The 22,141-nt window shown below is 43.1% G+C and carries 18 protein-coding genes, 11 tRNA genes and 3 rRNA genes; 28 read left to right on the top strand and 4 right to left on the bottom strand.

The features are described from left to right. The first annotated feature begins 13 nt into the window (after positions 1 to 13). Together ABVF55_RS08690 and ABVF55_RS08685 are read left to right on the top strand one after the other, a co-directional pair. Positions 14 to 1,414, top strand: coding sequence for a bifunctional Cof-type HAD-IIB family hydrolase/peptidylprolyl isomerase (locus ABVF55_RS08690; RefSeq protein WP_021154563.1), 1,401 nt, complete (start codon positions 14 to 16; stop codon positions 1,412 to 1,414). A gap of 1 nt (position 1,415) precedes the next feature. Next, positions 1,416 to 1,781 (top strand): S1 RNA-binding domain-containing protein, encoded by a 366-nt coding sequence (locus ABVF55_RS08685; RefSeq protein WP_320909413.1) that lies wholly within the window; start codon positions 1,416 to 1,418, stop codon positions 1,779 to 1,781. A gap of 50 nt (positions 1,782 to 1,831) precedes the next feature. Here ABVF55_RS08685 and cysK read toward each other — a convergent pair whose 3' ends face one another. Together cysK and ABVF55_RS08675 are read right to left on the bottom strand one after the other, a co-directional pair. Beyond that, the gene (gene cysK, locus ABVF55_RS08680; protein WP_003004014.1) at positions 1,832 to 2,755 is read right to left on the bottom strand and encodes a cysteine synthase A; all 924 of its coding nucleotides are present in this window, start codon (positions 2,753 to 2,755) and stop codon (positions 1,832 to 1,834) included. A gap of 122 nt (positions 2,756 to 2,877) precedes the next feature. Beyond that, positions 2,878 to 3,519 (bottom strand): YigZ family protein, encoded by a 642-nt coding sequence (locus tag ABVF55_RS08675; RefSeq protein ID WP_445285233.1) that lies wholly within the window; start codon positions 3,517 to 3,519, stop codon positions 2,878 to 2,880. 55 nt (positions 3,520 to 3,574) lie between these two features. On the opposite strand from ABVF55_RS08675, the gene ABVF55_RS08670 reads away from it, so the two are divergent. From ABVF55_RS08670 to ABVF55_RS08590, 17 genes are all read left to right on the top strand, one after another. Next, complete coding sequence (locus tag ABVF55_RS08670) at positions 3,575 to 4,873, top strand: DEAD/DEAH box helicase (RefSeq protein WP_129824778.1); 1,299 nt, start codon at positions 3,575 to 3,577, stop codon at positions 4,871 to 4,873. Beyond that, positions 4,870 to 5,535: a ComF family protein gene (locus tag ABVF55_RS08665; RefSeq protein ID WP_320909411.1), complete on the top strand. Its 666-nt coding sequence runs from the start codon at positions 4,870 to 4,872 to the stop codon at positions 5,533 to 5,535. Before ABVF55_RS08670 ends, ABVF55_RS08665 begins: the two co-directional genes overlap by 4 nt. Positions 5,536 to 5,616: 81 nt before the next feature. Beyond that, positions 5,617 to 6,159: a ribosome hibernation-promoting factor, HPF/YfiA family gene (gene hpf, locus ABVF55_RS08660; RefSeq protein WP_021154569.1), complete on the top strand. Its 543-nt coding sequence runs from the start codon at positions 5,617 to 5,619 to the stop codon at positions 6,157 to 6,159. Between the two features lie 309 nt (positions 6,160 to 6,468). After that, a 16S ribosomal RNA gene (locus ABVF55_RS08655) occupies positions 6,469 to 8,016 on the top strand. A 53-nt stretch (positions 8,017 to 8,069) separates the two neighbouring features. Beyond that, positions 8,070 to 8,142, top strand: a tRNA-Ala gene (locus tag ABVF55_RS08650). 123 nt (positions 8,143 to 8,265) lie between these two features. Next, a 23S ribosomal RNA gene (locus ABVF55_RS08645) occupies positions 8,266 to 11,166 on the top strand. Between the two features lie 79 nt (positions 11,167 to 11,245). Next, positions 11,246 to 11,361: ribosomal RNA gene (rrf, locus tag ABVF55_RS08640) — 5S ribosomal RNA — on the top strand. The 16S, 23S and 5S rRNA genes sit together here with 11 tRNA genes alongside, the layout of an rRNA operon. A 34-nt stretch (positions 11,362 to 11,395) precedes the next feature. After that, positions 11,396 to 11,468: transfer RNA gene (locus ABVF55_RS08635), tRNA-Val, on the top strand. A 2-nt stretch (positions 11,469 to 11,470) separates the two neighbouring features. Further along, positions 11,471 to 11,543 (top strand) — tRNA-Asp (locus ABVF55_RS08630). Between the two features lie 24 nt (positions 11,544 to 11,567). Continuing rightward, positions 11,568 to 11,640: transfer RNA gene (locus ABVF55_RS08625), tRNA-Lys, on the top strand. Positions 11,641 to 11,646: 6 nt separating this feature from the next. Beyond that, positions 11,647 to 11,728, top strand: a tRNA-Leu gene (locus ABVF55_RS08620). 17 nt (positions 11,729 to 11,745) lie between these two features. Then, a tRNA-Thr gene (locus tag ABVF55_RS08615) sits at positions 11,746 to 11,818 on the top strand. A 23-nt stretch (positions 11,819 to 11,841) separates the two neighbouring features. Next, positions 11,842 to 11,913: transfer RNA gene (locus tag ABVF55_RS08610), tRNA-Gly, on the top strand. Positions 11,914 to 11,920: 7 nt separating this feature from the next. Further along, positions 11,921 to 12,006, top strand: a tRNA-Leu gene (locus tag ABVF55_RS08605). Between the two features lie 19 nt (positions 12,007 to 12,025). Then, positions 12,026 to 12,099: transfer RNA gene (locus ABVF55_RS08600), tRNA-Arg, on the top strand. Between the two features lie 36 nt (positions 12,100 to 12,135). Beyond that, a tRNA-Arg gene (locus ABVF55_RS08595) sits at positions 12,136 to 12,209 on the top strand. A 19-nt stretch (positions 12,210 to 12,228) separates the two neighbouring features. Next, positions 12,229 to 12,302, top strand: a tRNA-Pro gene (locus ABVF55_RS08590). A gap of 97 nt (positions 12,303 to 12,399) precedes the next feature. On the opposite strand, the gene ntdP is transcribed toward ABVF55_RS08590, so the two are convergent. Together ntdP and recX are read right to left on the bottom strand one after the other, a co-directional pair. After that, a complete protein-coding gene (gene ntdP / locus ABVF55_RS08585; protein ID WP_003005798.1) occupies positions 12,400 to 12,933 on the bottom strand; it encodes a nucleoside tri-diphosphate phosphatase in 534 nt (177 codons plus the stop codon). A gap of 95 nt (positions 12,934 to 13,028) precedes the next feature. Beyond that, complete coding sequence (gene recX / locus ABVF55_RS08580) at positions 13,029 to 13,811, bottom strand: recombination regulator RecX (RefSeq protein WP_254728042.1); 783 nt, start codon at positions 13,809 to 13,811, stop codon at positions 13,029 to 13,031. A gap of 37 nt (positions 13,812 to 13,848) precedes the next feature. Between recX and rlmD the strand changes: the two genes are divergently transcribed. The 9 genes from rlmD (at position 13,849) to ABVF55_RS08535 (ending at position 22,098) form a co-directional block, all read left to right on the top strand. Continuing rightward, positions 13,849 to 15,201: a 23S rRNA (uracil(1939)-C(5))-methyltransferase RlmD gene (gene rlmD, locus ABVF55_RS08575; RefSeq protein ID WP_254728040.1), complete on the top strand. Its 1,353-nt coding sequence runs from the start codon at positions 13,849 to 13,851 to the stop codon at positions 15,199 to 15,201. Positions 15,202 to 15,211: 10 nt separating this feature from the next. Next, positions 15,212 to 15,655 carry a cytidine deaminase family protein gene (locus ABVF55_RS08570; protein ID WP_070673735.1) on the top strand — a complete coding sequence of 148 codons (444 nt, stop codon included), beginning with the start codon at positions 15,212 to 15,214 and terminating at the stop codon, positions 15,653 to 15,655. Positions 15,656 to 15,668: 13 nt separating this feature from the next. Continuing rightward, entirely contained in the window at positions 15,669 to 15,902 is a 234-nt protein-coding gene (locus ABVF55_RS08565; RefSeq protein WP_445285232.1) for a DUF1858 domain-containing protein, read from the top strand. Beyond that, the gene (locus ABVF55_RS08560) at positions 15,902 to 17,248 is read left to right on the top strand and encodes a DUF438 domain-containing protein (RefSeq protein WP_445285231.1); all 1,347 of its coding nucleotides are present in this window, start codon (positions 15,902 to 15,904) and stop codon (positions 17,246 to 17,248) included. The genes ABVF55_RS08565 and ABVF55_RS08560 overlap by 1 nt, the downstream gene beginning before the upstream one ends. 2 nt (positions 17,249 to 17,250) lie before the next feature. Then, entirely contained in the window at positions 17,251 to 17,505 is a 255-nt protein-coding gene (locus ABVF55_RS08555) for a DUF1912 family protein (protein WP_070594357.1), read from the top strand. A 180-nt stretch (positions 17,506 to 17,685) separates the two neighbouring features. Then, positions 17,686 to 18,033, top strand: a complete 348-nt coding sequence (locus tag ABVF55_RS08550) for a helix-hairpin-helix domain-containing protein (RefSeq protein WP_195623311.1) — start codon at positions 17,686 to 17,688, stop codon at positions 18,031 to 18,033. 282 nt (positions 18,034 to 18,315) lie between these two features. After that, positions 18,316 to 18,876 carry a GNAT family N-acetyltransferase gene (locus tag ABVF55_RS08545; protein ID WP_445285230.1) on the top strand — a complete coding sequence of 187 codons (561 nt, stop codon included), beginning with the start codon at positions 18,316 to 18,318 and terminating at the stop codon, positions 18,874 to 18,876. Next, the gene (locus ABVF55_RS08540; RefSeq protein WP_270288869.1) at positions 18,876 to 19,454 is read left to right on the top strand and encodes an AAA family ATPase; all 579 of its coding nucleotides are present in this window, start codon (positions 18,876 to 18,878) and stop codon (positions 19,452 to 19,454) included. The genes ABVF55_RS08545 and ABVF55_RS08540 overlap by 1 nt, the downstream gene beginning before the upstream one ends. Then, positions 19,447 to 22,098: a valine--tRNA ligase gene (locus ABVF55_RS08535; RefSeq protein ID WP_445285229.1), complete on the top strand. Its 2,652-nt coding sequence runs from the start codon at positions 19,447 to 19,449 to the stop codon at positions 22,096 to 22,098. The genes ABVF55_RS08540 and ABVF55_RS08535 overlap by 8 nt, the downstream gene beginning before the upstream one ends. Positions 22,099 to 22,141 lie beyond the last annotated feature (43 nt).

Below are 22,141 nucleotides of genomic sequence, written 5' to 3'. Positions count from 1 at the left end.
AAGGGGGAGATAAGTGGACGCAAAATTACGTTATAAAGCTAAAAAAGTTAAAATCGTCTTTTTTGATATTGATGATACATTACGTGCAAAAGAAACTGGATTGATCCCAGAATCTGTCAAAGAAGTCTTTCATCAGTTGAAAGAAAAAGGAATCCGAACAGGGATTGCAACGGGTAGAGGGATTTTTGGGGTTGTTCCTGAAATCATGGACTTAAAGCCTGATTTTCTAGTAACCTTAAACGGTGCCTATATAGAAGATACAAAAGGAACTGTGATCTACCAATCACCAATCAATGAAGCAATCGTTTCTTCTTTTGTGGATTGGGCCAAAGAATCCGAGATTGATTATGGGTTAGTGGCTAGCCATCAAGCTGCCCTGTCTAATCGGACACCCTTGATCAGTGATGCTATTGACATCATTTATCCTAACTTACCCGTAGATCCAGATCTGCATTTGAAAGAACCTATTTTCCAAATGTGGACCTTTGATGAACAGGATAGTGAGCTAGAGTTGCCCCCTTCTTTGCAAGAGAACTTGCGCCTAGTTTCGTGGCATCCCCATTCATCAGATGTTGTTCGCTTTGAAGCTTCAAAAGCTTCAGGAGTTTCTCATCTTGTAAATCATTTGGGCTTGAAGCCAGAGAATGTTTTAGTATTTGGGGATGGATTAAATGATCTAGAACTGTTTGATTACGCTGGAATTAGTATCGCAATGGGAAAATCTGCTCCAGAGTTACAAGAAAAAGCTGATTATATCACTAAGAATTTAGAAGAAGATGGCATATTCTATGCCTTAGAGGAGTTAAATATGGTTGAAAAAGAATTGACATTACCACAGTTAGAACTTGCTACGGTTGACGGTCCTGTCGCTGTGATCAAAACCAATCACGGTGAGATGAACATTCAATTGTTCCCAGATCAAGCGCCAAAAACAGTTGCAAACTTTGTAGCTCTTGCTAAGTCTGGCTATTATGATGGTGTCATTTTCCATCGGATTATTAAAGATTTTATGATCCAAGGGGGAGATCCAACAGGCACAGGTATGGGTGGTGAATCCATCTATGGGGAGAGCTTCGAAGACGAGTTTTCAAAAGAATTGTACAATATTCGCGGAGCCCTTTCGATGGCAAATGCTGGACCAAACACAAATGGCAGCCAATTCTTTATTGTACAAAATCAACATCTTCCATATTCGAAAAAGGAATTGGTCCGCGGTGGCTGGCCTGAAAAAATCGCAGAAATCTATACGACAGAAGGGGGAACTCCTCACCTAGATCAACGTCATACAGTATTTGGTCAATTGATGGATGAAGCTTCTTTTGCTGTGTTGGATGAGATCGCGGCTGTTGAGACAGGGATGATGGATAAGCCAGTAGAAGATGTCGTGATTGAAACCATCGAAATTGAGGACTAATATGAAAATTGGAGATAAGTTAGAAGGAACCATCACAGGAATTCAACCTTACGGCGCCTTTGTCGAACTAGAGTCGGGTGTGACGGGCTTGATTCATATCTCAGAGATTCGAAGTGGTTATGTAAGTAATATTCATGATATTCTTTCGATTGGAGAAAAAGTTTTTGTCCAAGTCATCGATGTTGATGAATATTCTAAGAAAGCCAGCCTCTCTCTGAGAACACTAGAAGAAACACCACAACGAAGCATTCGACACCATCGTTTTTCAATTGACCGCCACAAGAGTGGTTTTGCGCCCTTAGCTCAACAGATGCCGACCTGGGTCAAAGAAGGAAAGGTATTCTTTAGCAAACAAGAAAAAAAATAAAAACTTCGATAGGTTGAGGAAACCTATCGAAGTTTTTTTGATGTAGAGAATTATTCAAATTCGTAAAGGGTAGTAGAAAGGTAACGTTCCCCATTATCTGGTGCAAGAGCAAGAACTTTTTTACCGCTACCCAATTCTTTTGCGACTTCAATAGCAGCATAGATAGCAGCTGCGCTTGAGATACCGACTAAGAATCCTTCAGCTCCACCGATAGCGCGTGCAAGTTCGAAAGCTTCTTCTGAAGATACGCGACGAACACCATCATATGCATTAGTGTCTAAAGTATTTGGGATAAAACCAGCTGAAATCCCTTGGATTTTATGTGGTCCAGGTTTTTCGCCAGAAAGGACTGCAGATTCATTGGCCTCAACGGCATAGACTTTGACAGCAGGATTATTCTTTTTCAAAGTATGAGAAATACCAGAAACAGTACCACCAGTACCAACACCTGCGACAAAAGCATCTAAACCATCTTTTCCAAAGGCATCAACGATTTCTTGTCCTGTTGTTCTTTCATGTACCTCTGGGTTAGCAGGGTTTTCAAATTGAAGAGGAAGGAAGCCATTTCTTTCTGCAGCGATTGCTTCAGCTTTAGCGATAGCGCCTTTCATTCCTTCACTTCCAGGAGTCAAAACGAGTTCAGCTCCATAGGCTTGGATGATTTTACGACGTTCCACACTCATGGTTTCAGGCATGACAATCACAACTTTGTAGCCTTTAGCTGCGCCAACCCATGACAAGCCAATCCCTGTGTTCCCACTAGTTGCTTCGACAATGGTATCACCTGGTTTGATCAAGCCATCCGCTTCAGCTTTTTCAATCATGCTCAAAGCAATCCGGTCTTTGACAGATGATCCAGGATTGAAGGCTTCGAGTTTGACATAGACATCTGCAGCTCCTTCAGGAACAAGACGGTTCAATTTGACAATAGGAGTGTTCCCAATCAATTCTGTAATATTTTCATAAATAGCCATAATATACCTCAGTTCTAGGTTTTCTTGATACTAACAAGTATAGTCTCTTGCGAGAAGAATGTAAAATATAGAAATTTTATGGGTGTGATAAAAAAAAACTATCGTTGCCGATAGTATTTTAATTATTTTTCTACAGAAAGTAGGGGTACTTCAACCTCACGAATTCCTTGGTCCTCAATAATGACTTTGCCATTGTAAAATTCGACTAAAGCTGCTGTGATAGAACTTGTGTTTTCTTTATCTACAAAAATAGTTGTCATCACCTGATCTGTAAACATCGGATCTTGTTCCGCCAATTGATGTTCTTTTAAGAAATTAGCAAATTCTTGGTATTGGGAGTAAGAAAGTGTGATCCCAAGAATCACTTGCTCTTTGATTTCTACCAGTCCAATTTCTCGAACTGCTTGTGCAACACTTCCAGCATAAGCACGAATCAGACCGCCAGCGCCTAATTTAATACCTCCGAAATAGCGGGTAACCACGACACAACTATTAGTGATGCGATGATTCTCCAAAACTCCTAACATCGGTACCCCAGCGGTTCCACTAGGCTCTCCATCGTCACTGGTCCGTTTGATGTCACTTTGTTCCCCAATGATGAAAGCAGAGCAGTTATGTGTAGCCTTATAGTGTTCCTTTTTGATGGCATTGATAAAATCTCTAGCTTCCTCTTCAGAGGAGACTCGCTTTATATGACAAATGAATTTTGATTTTTTGATTTCTTCTTGAACAGTGCCGTTCTCTTTAAATGTAACATATTCCATATTCTTATTTTACAAAAAAAGAATGATTTTCTCCAACTTTTGCGAATTAATAAGTATGAAGATAGAAGAATCTTATGGAAGACTCTTAACGGAGAGTCAAATGACAAATGATTTAAAAGAAATTGCCCAAGAACTTCCCGCTATAGAAAAACAGAATGGAAGGTACCAATGCTTTCGATGTGGCAGTTTGATTGATCAAAAACTGTGGAAGTTGAGTGAAGAGGTACTGTATTGTAGAGCCTGTATCCAATTGGGGAGGATCCGGAGTGATCAAAAACTTTATACTATTGCACAGCAAGACTTTGAAGGACAGGAGGTGTTAAACTGGAAGGGAACCTTGACTTCCTATCAACAAGAGGTATCCGAAGGTCTTATCCAAGCAGTTAAGGCAGGAAAACATGCCTTGGTACATGCTGTGACAGGAGCTGGAAAAACGGAAATGATGTATCAGGTTGTAGCAACAGCGATCAAGGCAGGAAAAGGAGTCTGTATTGCTACCCCGAGAATCGATGTCTGTATCGAACTGTACGGAAGGATGAAGGAAGATTTTTCCTGCCCCATCTCTTTACTTCATGGAGAATCGGAACCCTATTTTAGAACACCCTTGGTGATCGCTACAACCCATCAATTGCTAAAGTTTTATCAGGCCTTTGATCTCCTTATTATAGATGAAGTAGATGCGTTTCCCTATGTGGACAATCCAATCTTATATAAAGCAGCTCAGAATGCAATAAAAAAAGAGGGAAATACCCTATATTTAACAGCAACCTCTACAGATGAGTTAGATAAAAAGGTCAAGAAAAAAGAAATCATTCGTTATAGTCTTCCAAGAAGATTTCATGGGAACCCACTAGTGGTCCCTGAAATAAAATGGGTGCCGAAAATTAGAGAAAAAATAGAAAAAGGAAGAATTCCTTACGAACTATTGCAACTGATCAAGAAACAAAGACAGACTCACTACCCATTGTTAATCTTTGTATCTGAGATAGAATTAGGACAACAATTTACTGAGAACTTAAAAAAATACTTTCCAAAAGAAACAGTAGGTTTTGTATCCTCACAGACAACAGACCGCCTACGAATGGTAGAAGAGTTTAGAAACAGAGCCATAACCATGCTAGTCTCGACAACAATTTTAGAAAGAGGAGTGACTTTTCCATTTGTAGATGTCTTTGTTTTAGAAAGTAATCACAAATTATTTACTAAAAGTGCCCTCGTACAAATTTCAGGAAGGGTCGGTCGAAGTAAAGAAAGACCAACAGGTAAACTACTTTTTCTATCAGATGGTATAACACGAGAAATGAAGAAAGCGATCAAAGAAATAAAGGAAATGAATCAGGAGGCTGGATTTTGAAAGAATGTCTGCTTTGTACTAAAGAGTTGAAAACTGGTGAACATTTTACAGACCTTATTTTTATGAAACAACAAGAAGAATGGATTTGTAAAGAATGCAAAGAAGACTTCGAACAAATTGGCGAAATCCATTGTCCTAGATGTTTTAAAGATAAGGAGGAGAAAGTATGTAAAGATTGCGAATACTGGATACAAAAGGGGAATATGGTCGAACATGAAGCATTATATAGATATAATACAGCAATGAAGGACTATTTCAAGCGATATAAATTTGAAGGCGATCGTTTATTAGGAATGGTATTTGCATGTGACATCAAAAAAGCCTTGAAAAAGTATAAAAGCTATACGATAATACCGACTCCAATCAGCCATGAAAAAAACCAGGAGAGAGGATTCAATCAAGTCTCGACTATACTAGATTTTGCAGAGATAAAGTACAACAATCTATTCCAAAAAGAAGACACTTTAGCCCAATCAAAAAAAACAAGAGAAGAACGATTAAAAACCTCTCAACACTTTCAATTAAAAGGAGAAGTTTCAAAAAAGCAGAAATATCTTATCTTCGATGATATCTACACAACTGGCAAAACAATCGAATTAATGAAGCGCCTACTAATTGAAAAAGGTGTGAAAGAAATAAAGACATTTTCAATCGCAAGGTAAAAAAAGATTTGCAAAAAGTTTATGAAAGCGTTATAATATACATATAAATAAAAACATAATGTTTAGAAAGTAGGTACTAATATGATTAAATATAGTATCCGTGGTGAAAACCTAGAAGTAACAGAAGCCATTCGCGACTATGTCGTTTCTAAACTCGAAAAGATTGAAAAATATTTTCAGGCAGATCAAGAGCTAGACGCTCGAGTAAACTTAAAAGTTTACCGTGAAAAGACCGCAAAAGTAGAAGTAACCATTCCGCTTGGATCTATCACACTTCGTGCAGAAGATGTCTCTCAAGATATGTACGGTTCAATTGATCTAGTTGTAGATAAAATTGAACGTCAAATCCGTAAGAATAAAACAAAAATCGAAAAGAAAAATCGTGTTAAATCTGGTGCAGGTAAATTGTTTACCGATGCAGTTGTAGAAGAAGCAGCAACCACAGAAAAAGTTGTTCGCTCAAAAACAATTGATCTAGAGCCAATGGATTTAGATGAAGCGATCCTTCAAATGGATCTATTAGCACACGACTTCTTCATTTATCGTGATGCAGAAGACAACACAACAAATGTGATCTACCGTAGAGAAGATGGAGACATCGGTCTATTGGAAGTAAAAGAATAGAGATCAAAAAGAGATTGAAAACATCAATTAAATTATAGAGGAATCAGGAGCATTTATGCTCCTGATATTTTTATATAAACCAAAAAAGTAAAAAAACTTTCAAAAAAATAAATTTTTTTGGAAAAAAGTATTGACAGTAAGGGTAGGTCATGATATACTAATATAGTTGCCGCGCGAGAGCGACAAAGACCTTTGAAAACTGAACAAGACGAACCAATGTGCAGGGCGCTATAACTAAGGTTATAGTAACTGAACAATAAAAAACAATAAATCTGTCAGTGACAGAATGAGTTTAAGACAAACAATTATTTTAATGAGAGTTTGATCCTGGCTCAGGATGAACGCTGGCGGCGTGCCTAATACATGCAAGTAGAACGCTGAAGCTTGGTGCTTGCACCGAGCGGATGAGTTGCGAACGGGTGAGTAACGCGTAGGTAACCTGCCTCTTAGCGGGGGATAACTATTGGAAACGATAGCTAATACCGCATAAAAGTCGATATCGCATGATATTGATTTGAAAGGTGCAATTGCATCACTAAGAGATGGACCTGCGTTGTATTAGCTAGTTGGTGAGGTAACGGCTCACCAAGGCGACGATACATAGCCGACCTGAGAGGGTGATCGGCCACACTGGGACTGAGACACGGCCCAGACTCCTACGGGAGGCAGCAGTAGGGAATCTTCGGCAATGGGGGCAACCCTGACCGAGCAACGCCGCGTGAGTGAAGAAGGTTTTCGGATCGTAAAGCTCTGTTGTAAGAGAAGAACGAGTGTGAGAGTGGAAAGTTCACACTGTGACGGTAACTTACCAGAAAGGGACGGCTAACTACGTGCCAGCAGCCGCGGTAATACGTAGGTCCCGAGCGTTATCCGGATTTATTGGGCGTAAAGCGAGCGCAGGCGGTTAGATAAGTCTGAAGTTAAAGGCTGTGGCTTAACCATAGTACGCTTTGGAAACTGTTTAACTTGAGTGCAGAAGGGGAGAGTGGAATTCCATGTGTAGCGGTGAAATGCGTAGATATATGGAGGAACACCGGTGGCGAAAGCGGCTCTCTGGTCTGTAACTGACGCTGAGGCTCGAAAGCGTGGGGAGCAAACAGGATTAGATACCCTGGTAGTCCACGCCGTAAACGATGAGTGCTAGGTGTTGGGTCCTTTCCGGGACTCAGTGCCGCAGCTAACGCATTAAGCACTCCGCCTGGGGAGTACGACCGCAAGGTTGAAACTCAAAGGAATTGACGGGGGCCCGCACAAGCGGTGGAGCATGTGGTTTAATTCGAAGCAACGCGAAGAACCTTACCAGGTCTTGACATCCCTCTGACCGCTCTAGAGATAGAGTTTTCCTTCGGGACAGAGGTGACAGGTGGTGCATGGTTGTCGTCAGCTCGTGTCGTGAGATGTTGGGTTAAGTCCCGCAACGAGCGCAACCCCTATTGTTAGTTGCCATCATTCAGTTGGGCACTCTAGCGAGACTGCCGGTAATAAACCGGAGGAAGGTGGGGATGACGTCAAATCATCATGCCCCTTATGACCTGGGCTACACACGTGCTACAATGGCTGGTACAACGAGTCGCGAGTCGGTGACGGCAAGCTAATCTCTTAAAGCCAGTCTCAGTTCGGATTGTAGGCTGCAACTCGCCTACATGAAGTCGGAATCGCTAGTAATCGCGGATCAGCACGCCGCGGTGAATACGTTCCCGGGCCTTGTACACACCGCCCGTCACACCACGAGAGTTTGTAACACCCGAAGTCGGTGAGGTAACCATTTGGAGCCAGCCGCCTAAGGTGGGATAGATGATTGGGGTGAAGTCGTAACAAGGTAGCCGTATCGGAAGGTGCGGCTGGATCACCTCCTTTCTAAGGAAATGGAAACCTGTACGTTGGTCTTGTTTAGTTTTGAGAGGTCTTGTGGGGCCTTAGCTCAGCTGGGAGAGCGCCTGCTTTGCACGCAGGAGGTCAGCGGTTCGATCCCGCTAGGCTCCATTAACACTGTAAGGGTGTTAAGATTGAACATTGAAAATTGAATATCTATATCAAATAGTAACAAGAAAATAAACCGAAACGCTGTAAATATTTAAAGAGTTTAGGTCGTAAGACCAAAAATAAGGTTAAGTTAATAAGGGCGCACGGTGGATGCCTTGGCACTAGAAGCCGAAGAAGGACGTGACAAACGACGAAATGCTTTGGGGAGCTGTAAGTAAGCGACGATCCAGAGATGTCCGAATGGGGGAACCCACTAGCTGATGGCTAGTACTCCTATCTGTTAAGGATAGGTAGAGGAAGACGCAGTGAACTGAAACATCTAAGTAGCTGCAGGAAGAGAAAGCAAAAGCGATTGCCTGAGTAGCGGCGAGCGAAACGGCAGGAGGGCAAACCGAAGAGTTTACTCTTCGGGGTTGTAGGACTGCAATGTGGACTTAAAGATTATAGAAGAATGACATGGGAAGGTCAGCCAAAGAGAGTAAGAGCCTCGTATTCGAAATAGTCTTTATACCTAGCAGTATCCTGAGTACGGCGGGACACGAGAAATCCCGTCGGAATCTGGGAGGACCATCTCCCAACCCTAAATACTCTCTAGTGACCGATAGTGAACCAGTACCGTGAGGGAAAGGTGAAAAGCACCCCGGGAGGGGAGTGAAATAGAACCTGAAACCGTGTGCCTACAACAAGTTCGAGCCCGTTAATGGGTGAGAGCGTGCCTTTTGTAGAATGAACCGGCGAGTTACGATATGATGCGAGGTTAAGTTGAAGAGACGGAGCCGCAGGGAAACCGAGTCTGAATAGGGCGCATTAGTATTATGTCGTAGACCCGAAACCATGTGACCTACCCATGAGCAGGTTGAAGGTGAGGTAAAACTCACTGGAGGACCGAACCAGGGCACGTTGAAAAGTGCTTGGATGACTTGTGGGTAGCGGAGAAATTCCAAACGAACTTGGAGATAGCTGGTTCTCTCCGAAATAGCTTTAGGGCTAGCGTCGACATTAAGATTCTTGGAGGTAGAGCACTGTTTGGGTGAGGGGTCCATCCCGGATTACCAATCTCAGATAAACTCCGAATGCCAATGAATTATGGTCGGCAGTCAGACTGCGAGTGCTAAGATCCGTAGTCGAAAGGGAAACAGCCCAGACCACCAGCTAAGGTCCCAAAATAATTGTTAAGTGGAAAAGGATGTGGGGTTGCACAGACAACTAGGATGTTAGCTTAGAAGCAGCTATTCATTCAAAGAGTGCGTAATAGCTCACTAGTCGAGTGACCCTGCGCCGAAAATGTACCGGGGCTAAAACAATTTACCGAAGCTGTGGATACCTTTATAGGTATGGTAGGAGAGCGTTCTATGTGTGGAGAAGGTGTACCGTGAGGAGCGCTGGAACGCATAGAAGTGAGAATGCCGGTATGAGTAGCGAAAGACAGGTGAGAATCCTGTCCACCGTAAGACTAAGGTTTCCAGGGGAAGGCTCGTCCGCCCTGGGTTAGTCGGGACCTAAGGAGAGACCGAAAGGTGTATCCGATGGACAACAGGTTGATATTCCTGTACTAGAGTATGTAGTGAAGGAGGGACGCAGTAGGCTAACTAAAGCGTGCGACTGGAAGTGCACGTCTAAGCAGTGAGGTGTGAATTGAGTTAAATGCTTAATTCTATAACATTGAGCTGTGATGGGGAGCGAAGTTTAGTAGCGAAGTTAGTGACGTCACACTGCCAAGAAAAGCTTCTAGCGTTTAAACATACTCTACCCGTACCGCAAACCGACACAGGTAGTCGAGGCGAGTAGCCTCAGGTGAGCGAGAGAACTCTCGTTAAGGAACTCGGCAAAATGACCCCGTAACTTCGGGAGAAGGGGTGCTGGCTTTAAGTCAGCCGCAGTGAATAGGCCCAAGCAACTGTTTATCAAAAACACAGCTCTCTGCTAAATCGTAAGATGATGTATAGGGGGTGACGCCTGCCCGGTGCTGGAAGGTTAAGAGGAGTGCTTAGCGTAAGCGAAGGTATGAATTGAAGCCCCAGTAAACGGCGGCCGTAACTATAACGGTCCTAAGGTAGCGAAATTCCTTGTCGGGTAAGTTCCGACCCGCACGAAAGGCGTAATGATTTGGGCACTGTCTCAACGAGAGACTCGGTGAAATTTTAGTACCTGTGAAGATGCAGGTTACCCGCGACAGGACGGAAAGACCCCATGGAGCTTTACTGCAGTTTGATATTGAGTGTCTGTGCCACATGTACAGGATAGGTAGGAGCCATAGAGATCGGGACGCCAGTTTCGATGGAGGCGTTGTTGGGATACTACCCTTGTGTTATGGCCACTCTAACCCGGTAGGTTCATCATCTACGGAGACAGTGTCTGACGGGCAGTTTGACTGGGGCGGTCGCCTCCTAAAAGGTAACGGAGGCGCCCAAAGGTTCCCTCAGAATGGTTGGAAATCATTCGCAGAGTGTAAAGGTATAAGGGAGCTTGACTGCGAGAGCTACAACTCGAGCAGGGACGAAAGTCGGGCTTAGTGATCCGGTGGTTCCGTATGGAAGGGCCATCGCTCAACGGATAAAAGCTACCCTGGGGATAACAGGCTTATCTCCCCCAAGAGTTCACATCGACGGGGAGGTTTGGCACCTCGATGTCGGCTCGTCGCATCCTGGGGCTGTAGTCGGTCCCAAGGGTTGGGCTGTTCGCCCATTAAAGCGGCACGCGAGCTGGGTTCAGAACGTCGTGAGACAGTTCGGTCCCTATCCGTCGCGGGCGTAGGAAATTTGAGAGGATCTGCTCCTAGTACGAGAGGACCAGAGTGGACTTACCGCTGGTGTACCAGTTGTCTCGCCAGAGGCATCGCTGGGTAGCTATGTAGGGAAGGGATAAACGCTGAAAGCATCTAAGTGTGAAACCCACCTCAAGATGAGATTTCCCATGATTTTATATCAGTAAGAGCCCTGAGAGAAGATCAGGTAGATAGGTTAGGAGTGGAAGTTGTGTGAGCAATGGAGCGGACTAATACTAATAGCTCGAGGACTTATCCAAAGAGTCAGAAGATATTGACAACGAAAGGTTAACTTGTTAGAATATAGATGTTCAATTTTGAATGTTTAATCATTCAGAGTTAAGTGACGATAGCCTAGGAGATACACCTGTACCCATGCCGAACACAGCAGTTAAGCCCTAGAACGCCGGAAGTAGTTGGGGGTTGCCCCCTGTGAGATAAGGTAGTCGCTTAGCAAGAGATTGAGCCTAGTAGATACTAGGCTCATTTGGGAGTTTAGCTCAGCTGGGAGAGCATCTGCCTTACAAGCAGAGGGTCAGCGGTTCGATCCCGTTAACTCCCATAGGTCCCGTAGTGTAGCGGTTATCACGTCGCCCTGTCACGGCGAAGATCGCGGGTTCGATTCCCGTCGGGACCGTTAAGATAATGAAAATTATTTTAAGACTCGTTAGCTCAGTTGGTAGAGCAATTGACTTTTAATCAATGGGTCACTGGTTCGAGCCCAGTACGGGTCATATTTTGCGGGTTTGGCGGAATTGGCAGACGCACCAGATTTAGGATCTGGCGCTTTACGGCGTGGGGGTTCAAGTCCCTTAACCCGCATAAGAGAATAATAATGAGCCGGCTTAGCTCAGTTGGTAGAGCATCTGATTTGTAATCAGAGGGTCGCGTGTTCAAGTCATGTAGCCGGCATTTTTTTATATAAAGAAAGCAATGCGAACGTAGTTCAGTGGTAGAACACCACCTTGCCAAGGTGGGGGTCGCGGGTTCGAATCCCGTCGTTCGCTTGAGGAGGCCGGGGTGGCGGAACTGGCAGACGCACAGGACTTAAAATCCTGCGATTGGTAACGATCGTACCGGTTCGATTCCGGTCCTCGGCATAGACAAAGGTTGAAAGAAGCACCCTTAGCTCAACTGGATAGAGTACCTGACTACGAATCAGGCGGTTAGAGGTTCGACTCCTCTAGGGTGCATGGTCGCAAGGCTATGTAATAATTGAATAGGAACGAGCACCCTTAGCTCAACTGGATAGAGTACCTGACTACGAATCAGGCGGTTAGAGGTTCGACTCCTCTAGGGTGCATAAAGCGGTAGCTTTAGATCGGGAAGTAGCTCAGCTTGGTAGAGTACTTGGTTTGGGACCAAGGTGTCGCAGGTTCGAATCCTGTCTTCCCGATAGTGTATCGAAAAAGTCTAATGGTTGACATTAGACTTTTTTTGTAGTTATTTTTTTATTAATTTTCAAGAAAAAAGAGCTTGCGCTCTTTTCAACTTTATTTATTTCGCAGTTCAACATAACGGTTATACCAAATTTTGATATATTCCTCAGAAAAAGGACCTTTGTTTTGGTTTATCCAATCTACTAGAACCTTAACATTTTCCTTTAAAATAAAGTCGATGTCATCTGAATAGTGCATTTTTTCTTTATGCTGCTCGTATTCTTCAACATCTAACAATTTTTTTTCACCATTGGTAAAGACTTTGACATCGAGATCATAGTCGATATATTTTAAGGCTTCTTGGTCAATGTGAAAAGGACTTGCTAGGTTACAGTAGTAAGACACACCATTGTCACGGATCATGGCGATGATGTTAAACCAATATTTTTTATGGAAATATACGATCGCTGGTTCACGTGTAATCCAACGTCTACCATCACTTTCAGTAACAAGTGTATGATCATTTACTCCAATAATTGCATTTTCGGTTATCTTTAATACCATGGTGTCACGCCATGTACGGTGTAAACTGCCATCATGTTTATAACTTTGAATTGTAATAAAGTCGCCTTCTTTAGGTAGTTTCATAACTTACCAACTTTCTACAATCTAAGTATATCCTCTATATTGTATCATATTTTTTCAAATTTTTTCTTATTTTTCTATTTAATTTTCAATTTGGTTTATGAATCTAAGTATTCTCTAATGGTTGACGTTATATCACTATAATCGTAGCCTTTTCTGGCTAGTGCCTGAGTCAAGCGTTGTTTGAGGTCATAGCCTTCATATTTTTTACTGTATTTACGGTATTGTTTTTCTAACTCTTTTAGAATGAGCTCATTGGTTGTTTCTTCATCTGTTTCGAGCTCGAGATTTTGGAATGCTATCTTTGCTTGGTTGTAAGCAAAGCCTTTTGAAATGAGGGCTTGGATGATTTTCGTTTCAATGGCTTTTAACGGGTATTTTCCTTGGTATTTTTTTAGGAGTTTTATTGCGGTACGGTCGATCACTTCTGAAAAATCATAGTCTGCAAGAATTTCTTGAAGGATAGATTTTGGGATCCCTTTTTGTTGAATTTTTTGTTGTAATAAGATAGGACCCTTATCGCCACTGAGAAGGTTGGCTTCTATCAGGTTTCTTGCATATTGACGATCATCTAACCACTTGTCTTCTTTTAGGTGTTGGACCACTTTATCAATAATGCCACTTTCAATCTCATACTTTGTCAGGTAGTCTCTGACTTCTTTTGTTGTCCGAGCTTTAAAAGAAAGATGGTAAAGGGCCAGGTTTTTACCATAGGAGTATTGAGCAAACTCTTGGATTTCTTTTAGTTCCTCTTCACTGATTTCTTTCTCTTTGGAAAGGAAATATTTGACGATGGTGTCTTCTGTAATATAAAGTTTTTGATCACTGTCTAATTCTAGGAGGTAGAGTCTTTTTTTCTTTTCTAGTTTTGTAATTTTCATGTTTTTATTATACCGAAAAATGTGTTAAGATAGGGATATGAACGTTAAAGTAAAACAAAAAATTCCTTTGAAAATTAAACGAATGGGAATTAATGGAGAAGGGATTGGCTTTTATAAAAAAACACTTGTCTTTGTACCAGGTGCTTTGAAGGGAGAAGATATCTTCTGCCAAATTACAAGTGTCAAGAAAAATTTTGCGGAAGCCAAACTCCTATCTGTGAATAAGGCGTCTAAGTTTCGTGTGACGCCCATGTGTGATATCTATGAGACCTGTGGTGGTTGCCAAATCATGCATTTGAAGTATGACAAGCAGCTGGAGTTTAAGACAGATTTATTGCAACAGGCCTTGAAGAAGTTCTCACCTGAAGGCTTTGAACAGTATGATATTCGGCCGACAATTGGAATGCAGGAGCCTCTTTACTATCGGGCAAAATTGCAATTTCAAACAAGGAAATTCAAGGGCCAGGTGAAGGCGGGACTCTATGCTCAAAATTCACATTATTTGGTGGAATTAAAAGATTGTTTGGTTCAAGATCCGGTTATTCAAGCTATCGCCAACGATCTAGCGGATTTATTGACCTATTATCAGATTCCAATTGCTGATGAGCGTAAAGAACTGGGTGTCAGAACCATGATGGTTCGACGGGCTCGGAAGTCTGGGCAGGTTCAGATCATTGTGGTCACCAGTCGTCAGATTAACGTAAAGAATTTGGTGGAAGACTTGGTCACGAAACACCCTGAGATTGTCACAGTTGCTGTTAATAAAAATACGTCTCGTTCCAGTGAGATCTATGGGGAACAAACGCAGATTATTTGGGGAGAAGAGGCCATTTTGGAAGGTGTTTTGGATTATGAATTCTCCCTATCTCCTCGAGCCTTTTACCAGTTGAATCCGGAACAAACTGAAGTATTGTATAGTGAGGCTGTCAAGGCTCTAGATGTTTCTCCAGAGGATCACCTGATTGATGCCTATTGTGGGGTTGGAACGATTGGGTTTGCTTTTGCGAATAGAGTAAAAAGTGTGCGGGGGATGGATATCATTCCTGAAGCGATTGAAGATGCTAAATATAATGCCAAACGGATGGGATTTGAGAATACCCACTATGAGGCTGGGACAGCAGAAGAGATCATTCCTCGCTGGTACCAGGAAGGCTATCGGGCTAATGCTGTGATCGTGGATCCACCTCGTACGGGCTTGGGGACAAAATTAATCGAGACCTTGTTGCACTATGCACCTGAAAAGATGGTCTATGTCTCTTGTAATGTCTCTACTTTGGCACGGGATCTAGTAGCTTTGACGAAGGTTTATCAGGTTGAATATATTCAATCAGTGGACATGTTTCCCCATACTGCAAGGACGGAAGCAGTTGTGAAGTTAGTGAAGAAGTGAAAGTAGAAGAATGGATATTTGGGAAAAACTTTATCTTGAGGCGAAAGCTCTCTATGCGCCTCAAGAGGTTTCAGATTTTGTCTATGCTCGACATGTGGTTGCTGCTGTTGAGGCTGCAGATGGTCAGATTTTTACGGGCTTTTGTATGGAAGGAACCTGCGGTGTCTTTCATTTATGTGCCGAACGAGCGGCCCTTTTCAACATGTATCAACAATCAGGACAGACCAAGGTCAAGCGCATTATTGCTTTTCGAGACAAGCCTCCTTATGGAGAAGGTTCTGGGATGCCTTGTGGGGCCTGTCGTGAATTTCTCCTTGAGCTAAATGCAGAGAATCGTCATCTAGAATTTATGGTGGATTATGAGAGTCGCAAGACCATTACTTTAGGTGAATTGATGCCTCTTTGGTGGGGCGAAGAACGGGCTCGTCAGAGAGAGAATAAAGGGAAGAAGTAGAGGAAATAAATAAATGGACAATGTTATTGATGTATCGATTCCAGTTGCTCAAGTTATTGATCAACATCCGGAGGTATTGGATTTGTTGGTGGAGTTGGGCTTTAAACCCTTAGCCAATCCGATCATGCGCAATACAGTTGGGCGCAAGGTTTCCTTAAAACAAGGATCAAAATTAGAAGGTACTCCTATGGAGAAGATTGTGAGAACACTAGAGACTAATGGCTATGAAGTAGTGGGGCTAGACTAATGAGTGATGAACGAATTCACGTCTTAAGAGATATCTTATTAGAGCTTCATCATGGAGCTTCCCCTGAGTCGGTTCAGGAACGGTTTGATGCGACCTTTGCAGGGGTTTCTGCGATTGAGATCTCTCTTATGGAGCATGAACTGATGAACTCCGATGCAGGTGTTACTTTTGAAGATGTGATGGAGCTTTGTGATGTCCATGCCAATCTCTTTAAAAATGCGGTTCAAGGGGTCGAAGTTGCAGATACCGACCATCCAGGTCATCCGGTTCAAATCTTTAAACAGGAGAACTTAGCCCTTCGTGCGGCTATGATGCGGGTACGTCGCTTGCTAGACAATTATGAGACGACTGAGGATCCTGAGATGATTCAGGAGATTCAGAAGGGCTTGTTACGTCAGCTGGGCTTGGTGGGTCAATTTGATCGGCATTACCGTCGTAAGGAAGAGTTGATGTTTCCGATTATGGAAAAATATGGGCATGATTCCCCACCAAAAGTGATGTGGGGAGTGGATGACCAGATTCGGGAACTCTTTGCGCAAATTTTGGATGCGGCCAAGATATTACCGGATTCTAGTATTTCTGAAGTCAAGGAACGCTTTGAAGCCTTTGCGCAAGAGTTTGAGGGCATGATCTTCAAGGAAGAATCGATCCTCTTGATGATTTTGTTGGAGGCCTTTACCCAGGATGACTGGCTCTCCATTGCAGAAGAAAGTGATGCTTATGGTTATGCCATTATTCTCCCAAGTGAGAAATGGGTGCCGAAACGCGTGGACTTCAAGGAGGAAGCGTCGAAAGAGTCAGAAGGTTCAACTGAACCACTTCCTTCTTCAAAAGGCGATGAGCACCGTCAGGTCATTGAGACTCCTGATGGGCAGTTGACCATTACCTTCACGCCTAAGAAAAAAGAAGAGAGTTTCGATCGCCAGCAGCCACAAGCTTTTGGGAATGGCTTTCTATCTGTGGAGCAAGCGAATTTGATCTTGAACCAGTTACCGATGGAGATCACCTTTGTCAATAAGGATGATATTTTCCAATATTACAACGATGCTGCGCCTTTTGAGGAAATGATTTTTAAGAGAACGCCGTCGCAGGTAGGACGCAATGTTGAGCTGTGTCACCCGCCAAAATACTTGGAAAAGGTCAAAGCGATCATGCAGGGGCTTCGAGAAGGGAAAAAAGACAAGTACGAAATGTGGTTCAAATCCGACTCACGTGGGAAATTTGTCCATGTCACCTATGCAGCAGTGCGTGATGAAGCTGGAGACTTTCAAGGTGTCTTGGAATATGTTCAGGACATTCAACCTTATCGGGAGATCGATACGGATTTTTATAGAGGAATGGAGTAAAGATGAGTTACGAAACAGAGTTTATGAAGGAGTTTGAGGAGTGGATCAAGACCCAGGTCATGATCAATGAAATGGCTCTAGAAGAAAGTAAGAAGGTTTTTGATGAAGACCAGGATGAACGAGCTAAAATCGCGATGATTCGCTATGAAAGCCGTTTGGATGCTTATCAGTTCTTGCAAGGGAAGTTTGAAAATTTCCATGCTGGAAAAGGATTTCATGATTTACCAGATGGCCTCTTTGGTAAAAGAAAATATTAAAATGGTCTTATTGAAGGCGTTTTACTGGCTAGATTTACCTGAAAATTGAGCAATGACTTGATTTTTTAAGGGATTGTGATACAATAAAAAAGTTGAAATGACATCAACGGATTATTGAATGGAATGATGGTGATGAAACCTTGTTGCCTTAGGAATTGATCACTGAATTTAGGAGGAAAAATGGCAAAGAAGAACGTAAACCGTGCGAAACAATACAAACATCAAAATAGACATCTTTTGAAAAAAGCTGTCGCAACTGTAACTGCAGCTGTTAAAGAAGCACCTAAAAAAGTTGAGAAAGCTACAAAAGCAGTAGCGAAAGAAGTGAAACAAGCGGCTTCTTCAGTGGAAGAGTTTGCTTCAAGTTTGGAAGGTGTGGCACTTGATCGTGCGCAAACATTCTATGATGAAGGTATTCGCTCTGTTGCGGACTTCGCAAACTGGACGGAGAAAGAGTTGTTGGCCCTTAAAGGAATTGGCCCAGCTACAATCAAGAAATTGAAAGAACTAGGCGTTAAATTTAAATAATCGCTTTTGTGATTTCTTGCTATTTCCAGGAGATCTTGATAAAATGAACCTGTTAGAGGTGTTTTGAGTCCCACATTTTACAGAAAGTGGCGGTGCTGAGAAGTCCACAAATGTGTCAAAACTAGTTGCTAATGGATGAAAAATTGAAATAAAAATGTCTTTTTGTTTAAAAGACGAGAGATGCGGGCGTTGCCCGAAATTGGGTGGTACCGCGGATTAATACATTCGTCCCTGTCAGATTCATGACAGGGACGATTTTTTTGTAGAAAGCGAGGGGGGAAGATGACAAGAGCAGAGTTACCAGAACGAATCGAAACGGAGCGTCTAGTCTTACGAGTCCGAACAGTGGCTGATGCAGAGGACATATATGCTTACGCCAGTTTGCCAGAAGTCTCCTACCCAGCAGGTTTTCCACCCGTCAAGACCTTGGAAGATGAGATTTATTACCTAGAGCATATCCTTCCCGAGCGCAATGAAAAGGACAATCTCCCAGCGGGTTACGGAATTGTGGTCAAAGGGACGGATAAGCTCATCGGCTCTGTTGATTTCAACCATCGCCACGCAGACGATGTGCTGGAGATTGGCTATACCTTGCACCCAGACTATTGGGGTCGAGGATATGTTCCAGAAGCAGCGAGTGCCTTGATTGACTTAGCTTTTAAAGAACTAAACCTACACAAGATAGAATTGTCTTGCTTTGGCTACAATGTCCAAAGTCAACGAGTTGCTGAGAAGCTTGGTTTCACTCTTGAAGCTCGTATCCGAGACCGCAAAGATGCTCAAGGCAATCGTTGTGATGATTTGAGGTATGGCTTGCTGAAGAGTGAGTGGGAGGTGGATTGATGCATGTTTTTATCATTGGAGCTCCAGCCTCAGGGAAAATGACCATTGGTCAGGAACTTTCAAAACTAACCGGTGCGACTCTCTTTTTCAACCATCAACCAATTGATTTCGCACTCGAAATCTATCAGGATTTTACGGAAGAAATGTGGGAATTTGTTCGTGGAATTAACTTTTCTTTTCTTGGAACAAGCGCCAGGAATCATCGGTCGGTGATCTTAACAGGCGTAATTGACTTTTCAAATCAGTACAATCTGATGTATTTAAAGGAAATTCAGAATTTGTTGGATGATTATCATCAAGAGATTCTTTTTGTTGAGTTGGAAACAAGTCTTGAAGAGCGCTTACGTCGAAATCGAACGGAGAATCGATTAAAGCACAAACCCTTAAAACGACATATTGAGGTATCTGAAAGAGAGATTTTAGAGACCACTGAAACACTTCAATTAAATTCTCAATTTCAACCAAATGAGTTGCACCACTACTTTAAAATAAATAATACGAATTTGTCTGCAGAAGAAGTTGCTAAGCAGATTCAAAATAAAATAAAAATAATAGAGAAAGGACAAACACATGTCTAAAGAACTTTCACCTAAATACAATCCAGCCGAGGTTGAGGCTGGTCGTTACCAAAAATGGCTTGACGCAGATGTTTTCAAGCCTTCAGGCGATCAAAAGGCTAAGCCTTATTCCATCGTGATTCCACCACCAAACGTAACTGGGAAACTCCACCTTGGTCATGCTTGGGATACGACTTTGCAGGATATCATCATCCGTCAAAAACGCATGCAAGGTTTTGATACCCTTTGGCTTCCTGGTATGGACCACGCGGGGATTGCAACTCAGGCTAAGGTTGAGGAGCGCTTGCGTGGTGAGGGTATTACGCGTTACGACCTGGGTCGTGAGAAATTCCTCGAAAAAGTCTGGGAATGGAAAGACGAATATGCCACTACCATCAAGGAACAATGGGGCAAGATGGGTCTCTCTGTGGACTACTCTCGTGAGCGTTTCACTCTTGATGAAGGTTTGTCAAAAGCCGTTCGCAAGGTCTTCGTGGACCTTTACAAGAAAGGATGGATCTACCGTGGTGAGTTTATCATCAACTGGGACCCAGCAGCTCGCACAGCCCTTTCTGATATCGAAGTGATTCACAAGGATGTCGAAGGTGCCTTCTACCACATGAACTACATGCTGGAAGATGGTTCACGCGCCCTTGAAGTTGCGACGACTCGTCCTGAGACCATGTTTGGGGACGTTGCGGTTGCAGTCAATCCAGAAGACCCACGCTACAAGGATTTGATTGGTAAACATGTCGTTCTTCCAATCGCTAATAAACTGATCCCAATCGTTGGAGATGAGCACGCAGACCCTGAGTTTGGTACTGGTGTCGTGAAAATCACGCCTGCCCACGATCCAAATGACTTCTTGGTTGGTCAACGCCATAACTTGTCACAAGTTAACGTTATGAACGAAGATGGAACTATGAACGATCTAGCCTTCGAATTTGCAGGTATGGATCGTTTTGAAGCTCGTAAGGCAGTCGTTGCTAAGTTGGAAGAAATCGGTGCCCTTGTTAAAATCGAAAAACGTGTCCACAGTGTTGGTCACTCAGAGCGTACAGGGGTTGTGGTTGAACCACGTTTGTCTACTCAGTGGTTCGTCAAGATGGATCAACTGGCTAAGAATGCCATTGCCAACCAAGATACAGATGATAAGGTAGAATTCTACCCACCTCGTTTCAACGATACCTTCCTCCAATGGATGGAAAATGTCCATGACTGGGTCATCTCTCGTCAGCTCTGGTGGGGTCACCAAATCCCTGCTTGGTACAATGCTGAGGGTGAAATATATGTCGGCGAAGAAGCTCCAGAAGGTGACGGTTGGACTCAGGACGAAGACGTCTTGGATACGTGGTTCAGTTCGGCTCTTTGGCCATTCTCTACCATGGGCTGGCCGGATGTCGACTCAGAAGACTTTAAACGTTATTATCCAACATCAACTTTGGTGACTGGTTATGATATTATTCCGTTCTGGGTGTCTCGAATGATTTTCCAAGGTTTGGAATTTACTGGCAAGCCGCCATTCAAAAATGCGTTGATTCATGGTCTCATTCGTGATGAGCAAGGACGCAAGATGTCGAAATCTCTCGGTAACGGGATTGATCCAATGGATGTTATTGATAAGTACGGAACAGATAGCCTTCGTTGGTTCCTTTCAAATGGTTCTGCACCAGGTCAAGACGTGCGCTTCTCTTACGAGAAAATGGATGCTTCATGGAACTTCATTAACAAGATCTGGAACATCTCTCGCTACATCCTCATGAATAATGAAGGCTTGACCCTCGAGCAAGCAACTGCCAATGTCGAAAAAGTGGTCAACAAGGAAGCTGGAAATGTCACAGACCGCTGGATTCTCCACAACCTCAATGAAACTATCGGAAAAGTCACTGAAAACTTTGATAAGTTTGAATTTGGTGTAGCTGGACACATCCTCTACAACTTCATCTGGGATGAGTTTGCGGACTGGTACGTTGAGTTGACCAAGGAAGTCCTTTATAGCGATAACGAAGAAGAGAAAGTCATCACACGTTCTGTTCTCCTTTATACTTTGGACAAGATCCTTCGTCTCCTTCATCCAATCATGCCATTCGTGACAGAGGAAATCTTTGGACAAATCTCTGAAGGAACAATCGTGACGGCGGAATACCCAGTGGTTCGTCCAGAGTTTGAAAACGAAGAAGCGGCAGCTGGTGTTGAAGCACTTAAAGACGTGATTCGCTCCGTTCGTAACTCACGTGCAGAAGTGAACGTAGCACCAAGCAAACCAATCACTATCTTGATCAAGACAAGCGACAGCAAGCTTGATGCCTTCTTCAATGACAATGTCAACTACATCAAACGCTTCACAAACCCAGAACACTTGGAAATTGCAGCAGATGTCGAAGTGCCTGACTTGGTTATGTCAAGCATCATCACAGGCGCAGAAATCTACTTGCCACTTGCTGACCTTCTCAATGTTGAAGAAGAATTGGCTCGTCTTGAAAAAGAATTAGCCAAATGGCAAAAAGAACTGGATATGGTCGGTAAGAAGCTCTCTAACGAACGCTTCGTAGCCAATGCCAAACCAGAAGTCGTCCAAAAAGAACGCGACAAACAAGCCGACTACCAAGCTAAATATGATGCGACCGTTGCACGTATTGATGAGATGAAGAAGTTGGTTAAATAAACACAGAAACACGGCGGGATGCCGTGTTTTTTGTATGATTCTG

Source organism: Streptococcus sp. KHUD_012 (genome assembly GCF_052588255.1).
Note: the sequence above shows the minus strand (reverse complement) of the source record. Positions and strands in the feature narration are given on the sequence as shown.

What these genes read in the sequence shown, in the direction of transcription:
- ABVF55_RS08685 (WP_320909413.1), top strand. Translation starts at nt 1,416, where the DNA reads ATGAAAATTGGAGATAAGTTAGAAGGAACCATCACAGGAATTCAACCT.
- cysK (WP_003004014.1), bottom strand. Translation starts at nt 2,755, where the DNA reads ATGGCTATTTATGAAAATATTACAGAATTGATTGGGAACACTCCTATT.
- ABVF55_RS08675 (WP_445285233.1), bottom strand. Translation starts at nt 3,519, where the DNA reads ATGGAATATGTTACATTTAAAGAGAACGGCACTGTTCAAGAAGAAATC.
- ABVF55_RS08670 (WP_129824778.1), top strand. Translation starts at nt 3,575, where the DNA reads ATGAAGATAGAAGAATCTTATGGAAGACTCTTAACGGAGAGTCAAATG.
- hpf (WP_021154569.1), top strand. Translation starts at nt 5,617, where the DNA reads ATGATTAAATATAGTATCCGTGGTGAAAACCTAGAAGTAACAGAAGCC.
- ntdP (WP_003005798.1), bottom strand. Translation starts at nt 12,933, where the DNA reads ATGAAACTACCTAAAGAAGGCGACTTTATTACAATTCAAAGTTATAAA.
- recX (WP_254728042.1), bottom strand. Translation starts at nt 13,811, where the DNA reads ATGAAAATTACAAAACTAGAAAAGAAAAAAAGACTCTACCTCCTAGAA.
- rlmD (WP_254728040.1), top strand. Translation starts at nt 13,849, where the DNA reads ATGAACGTTAAAGTAAAACAAAAAATTCCTTTGAAAATTAAACGAATG.
- ABVF55_RS08570 (WP_070673735.1), top strand. Translation starts at nt 15,212, where the DNA reads ATGGATATTTGGGAAAAACTTTATCTTGAGGCGAAAGCTCTCTATGCG.
- ABVF55_RS08565 (WP_445285232.1), top strand. Translation starts at nt 15,669, where the DNA reads ATGGACAATGTTATTGATGTATCGATTCCAGTTGCTCAAGTTATTGAT.
- ABVF55_RS08560 (WP_445285231.1), top strand. Translation starts at nt 15,902, where the DNA reads ATGAGTGATGAACGAATTCACGTCTTAAGAGATATCTTATTAGAGCTT.
- ABVF55_RS08555 (WP_070594357.1), top strand. Translation starts at nt 17,251, where the DNA reads ATGAGTTACGAAACAGAGTTTATGAAGGAGTTTGAGGAGTGGATCAAG.
- ABVF55_RS08550 (WP_195623311.1), top strand. Translation starts at nt 17,686, where the DNA reads ATGGCAAAGAAGAACGTAAACCGTGCGAAACAATACAAACATCAAAAT.
- ABVF55_RS08545 (WP_445285230.1), top strand. Translation starts at nt 18,316, where the DNA reads ATGACAAGAGCAGAGTTACCAGAACGAATCGAAACGGAGCGTCTAGTC.
- ABVF55_RS08540 (WP_270288869.1), top strand. Translation starts at nt 18,876, where the DNA reads ATGCATGTTTTTATCATTGGAGCTCCAGCCTCAGGGAAAATGACCATT.
- ABVF55_RS08535 (WP_445285229.1), top strand. Translation starts at nt 19,447, where the DNA reads ATGTCTAAAGAACTTTCACCTAAATACAATCCAGCCGAGGTTGAGGCT.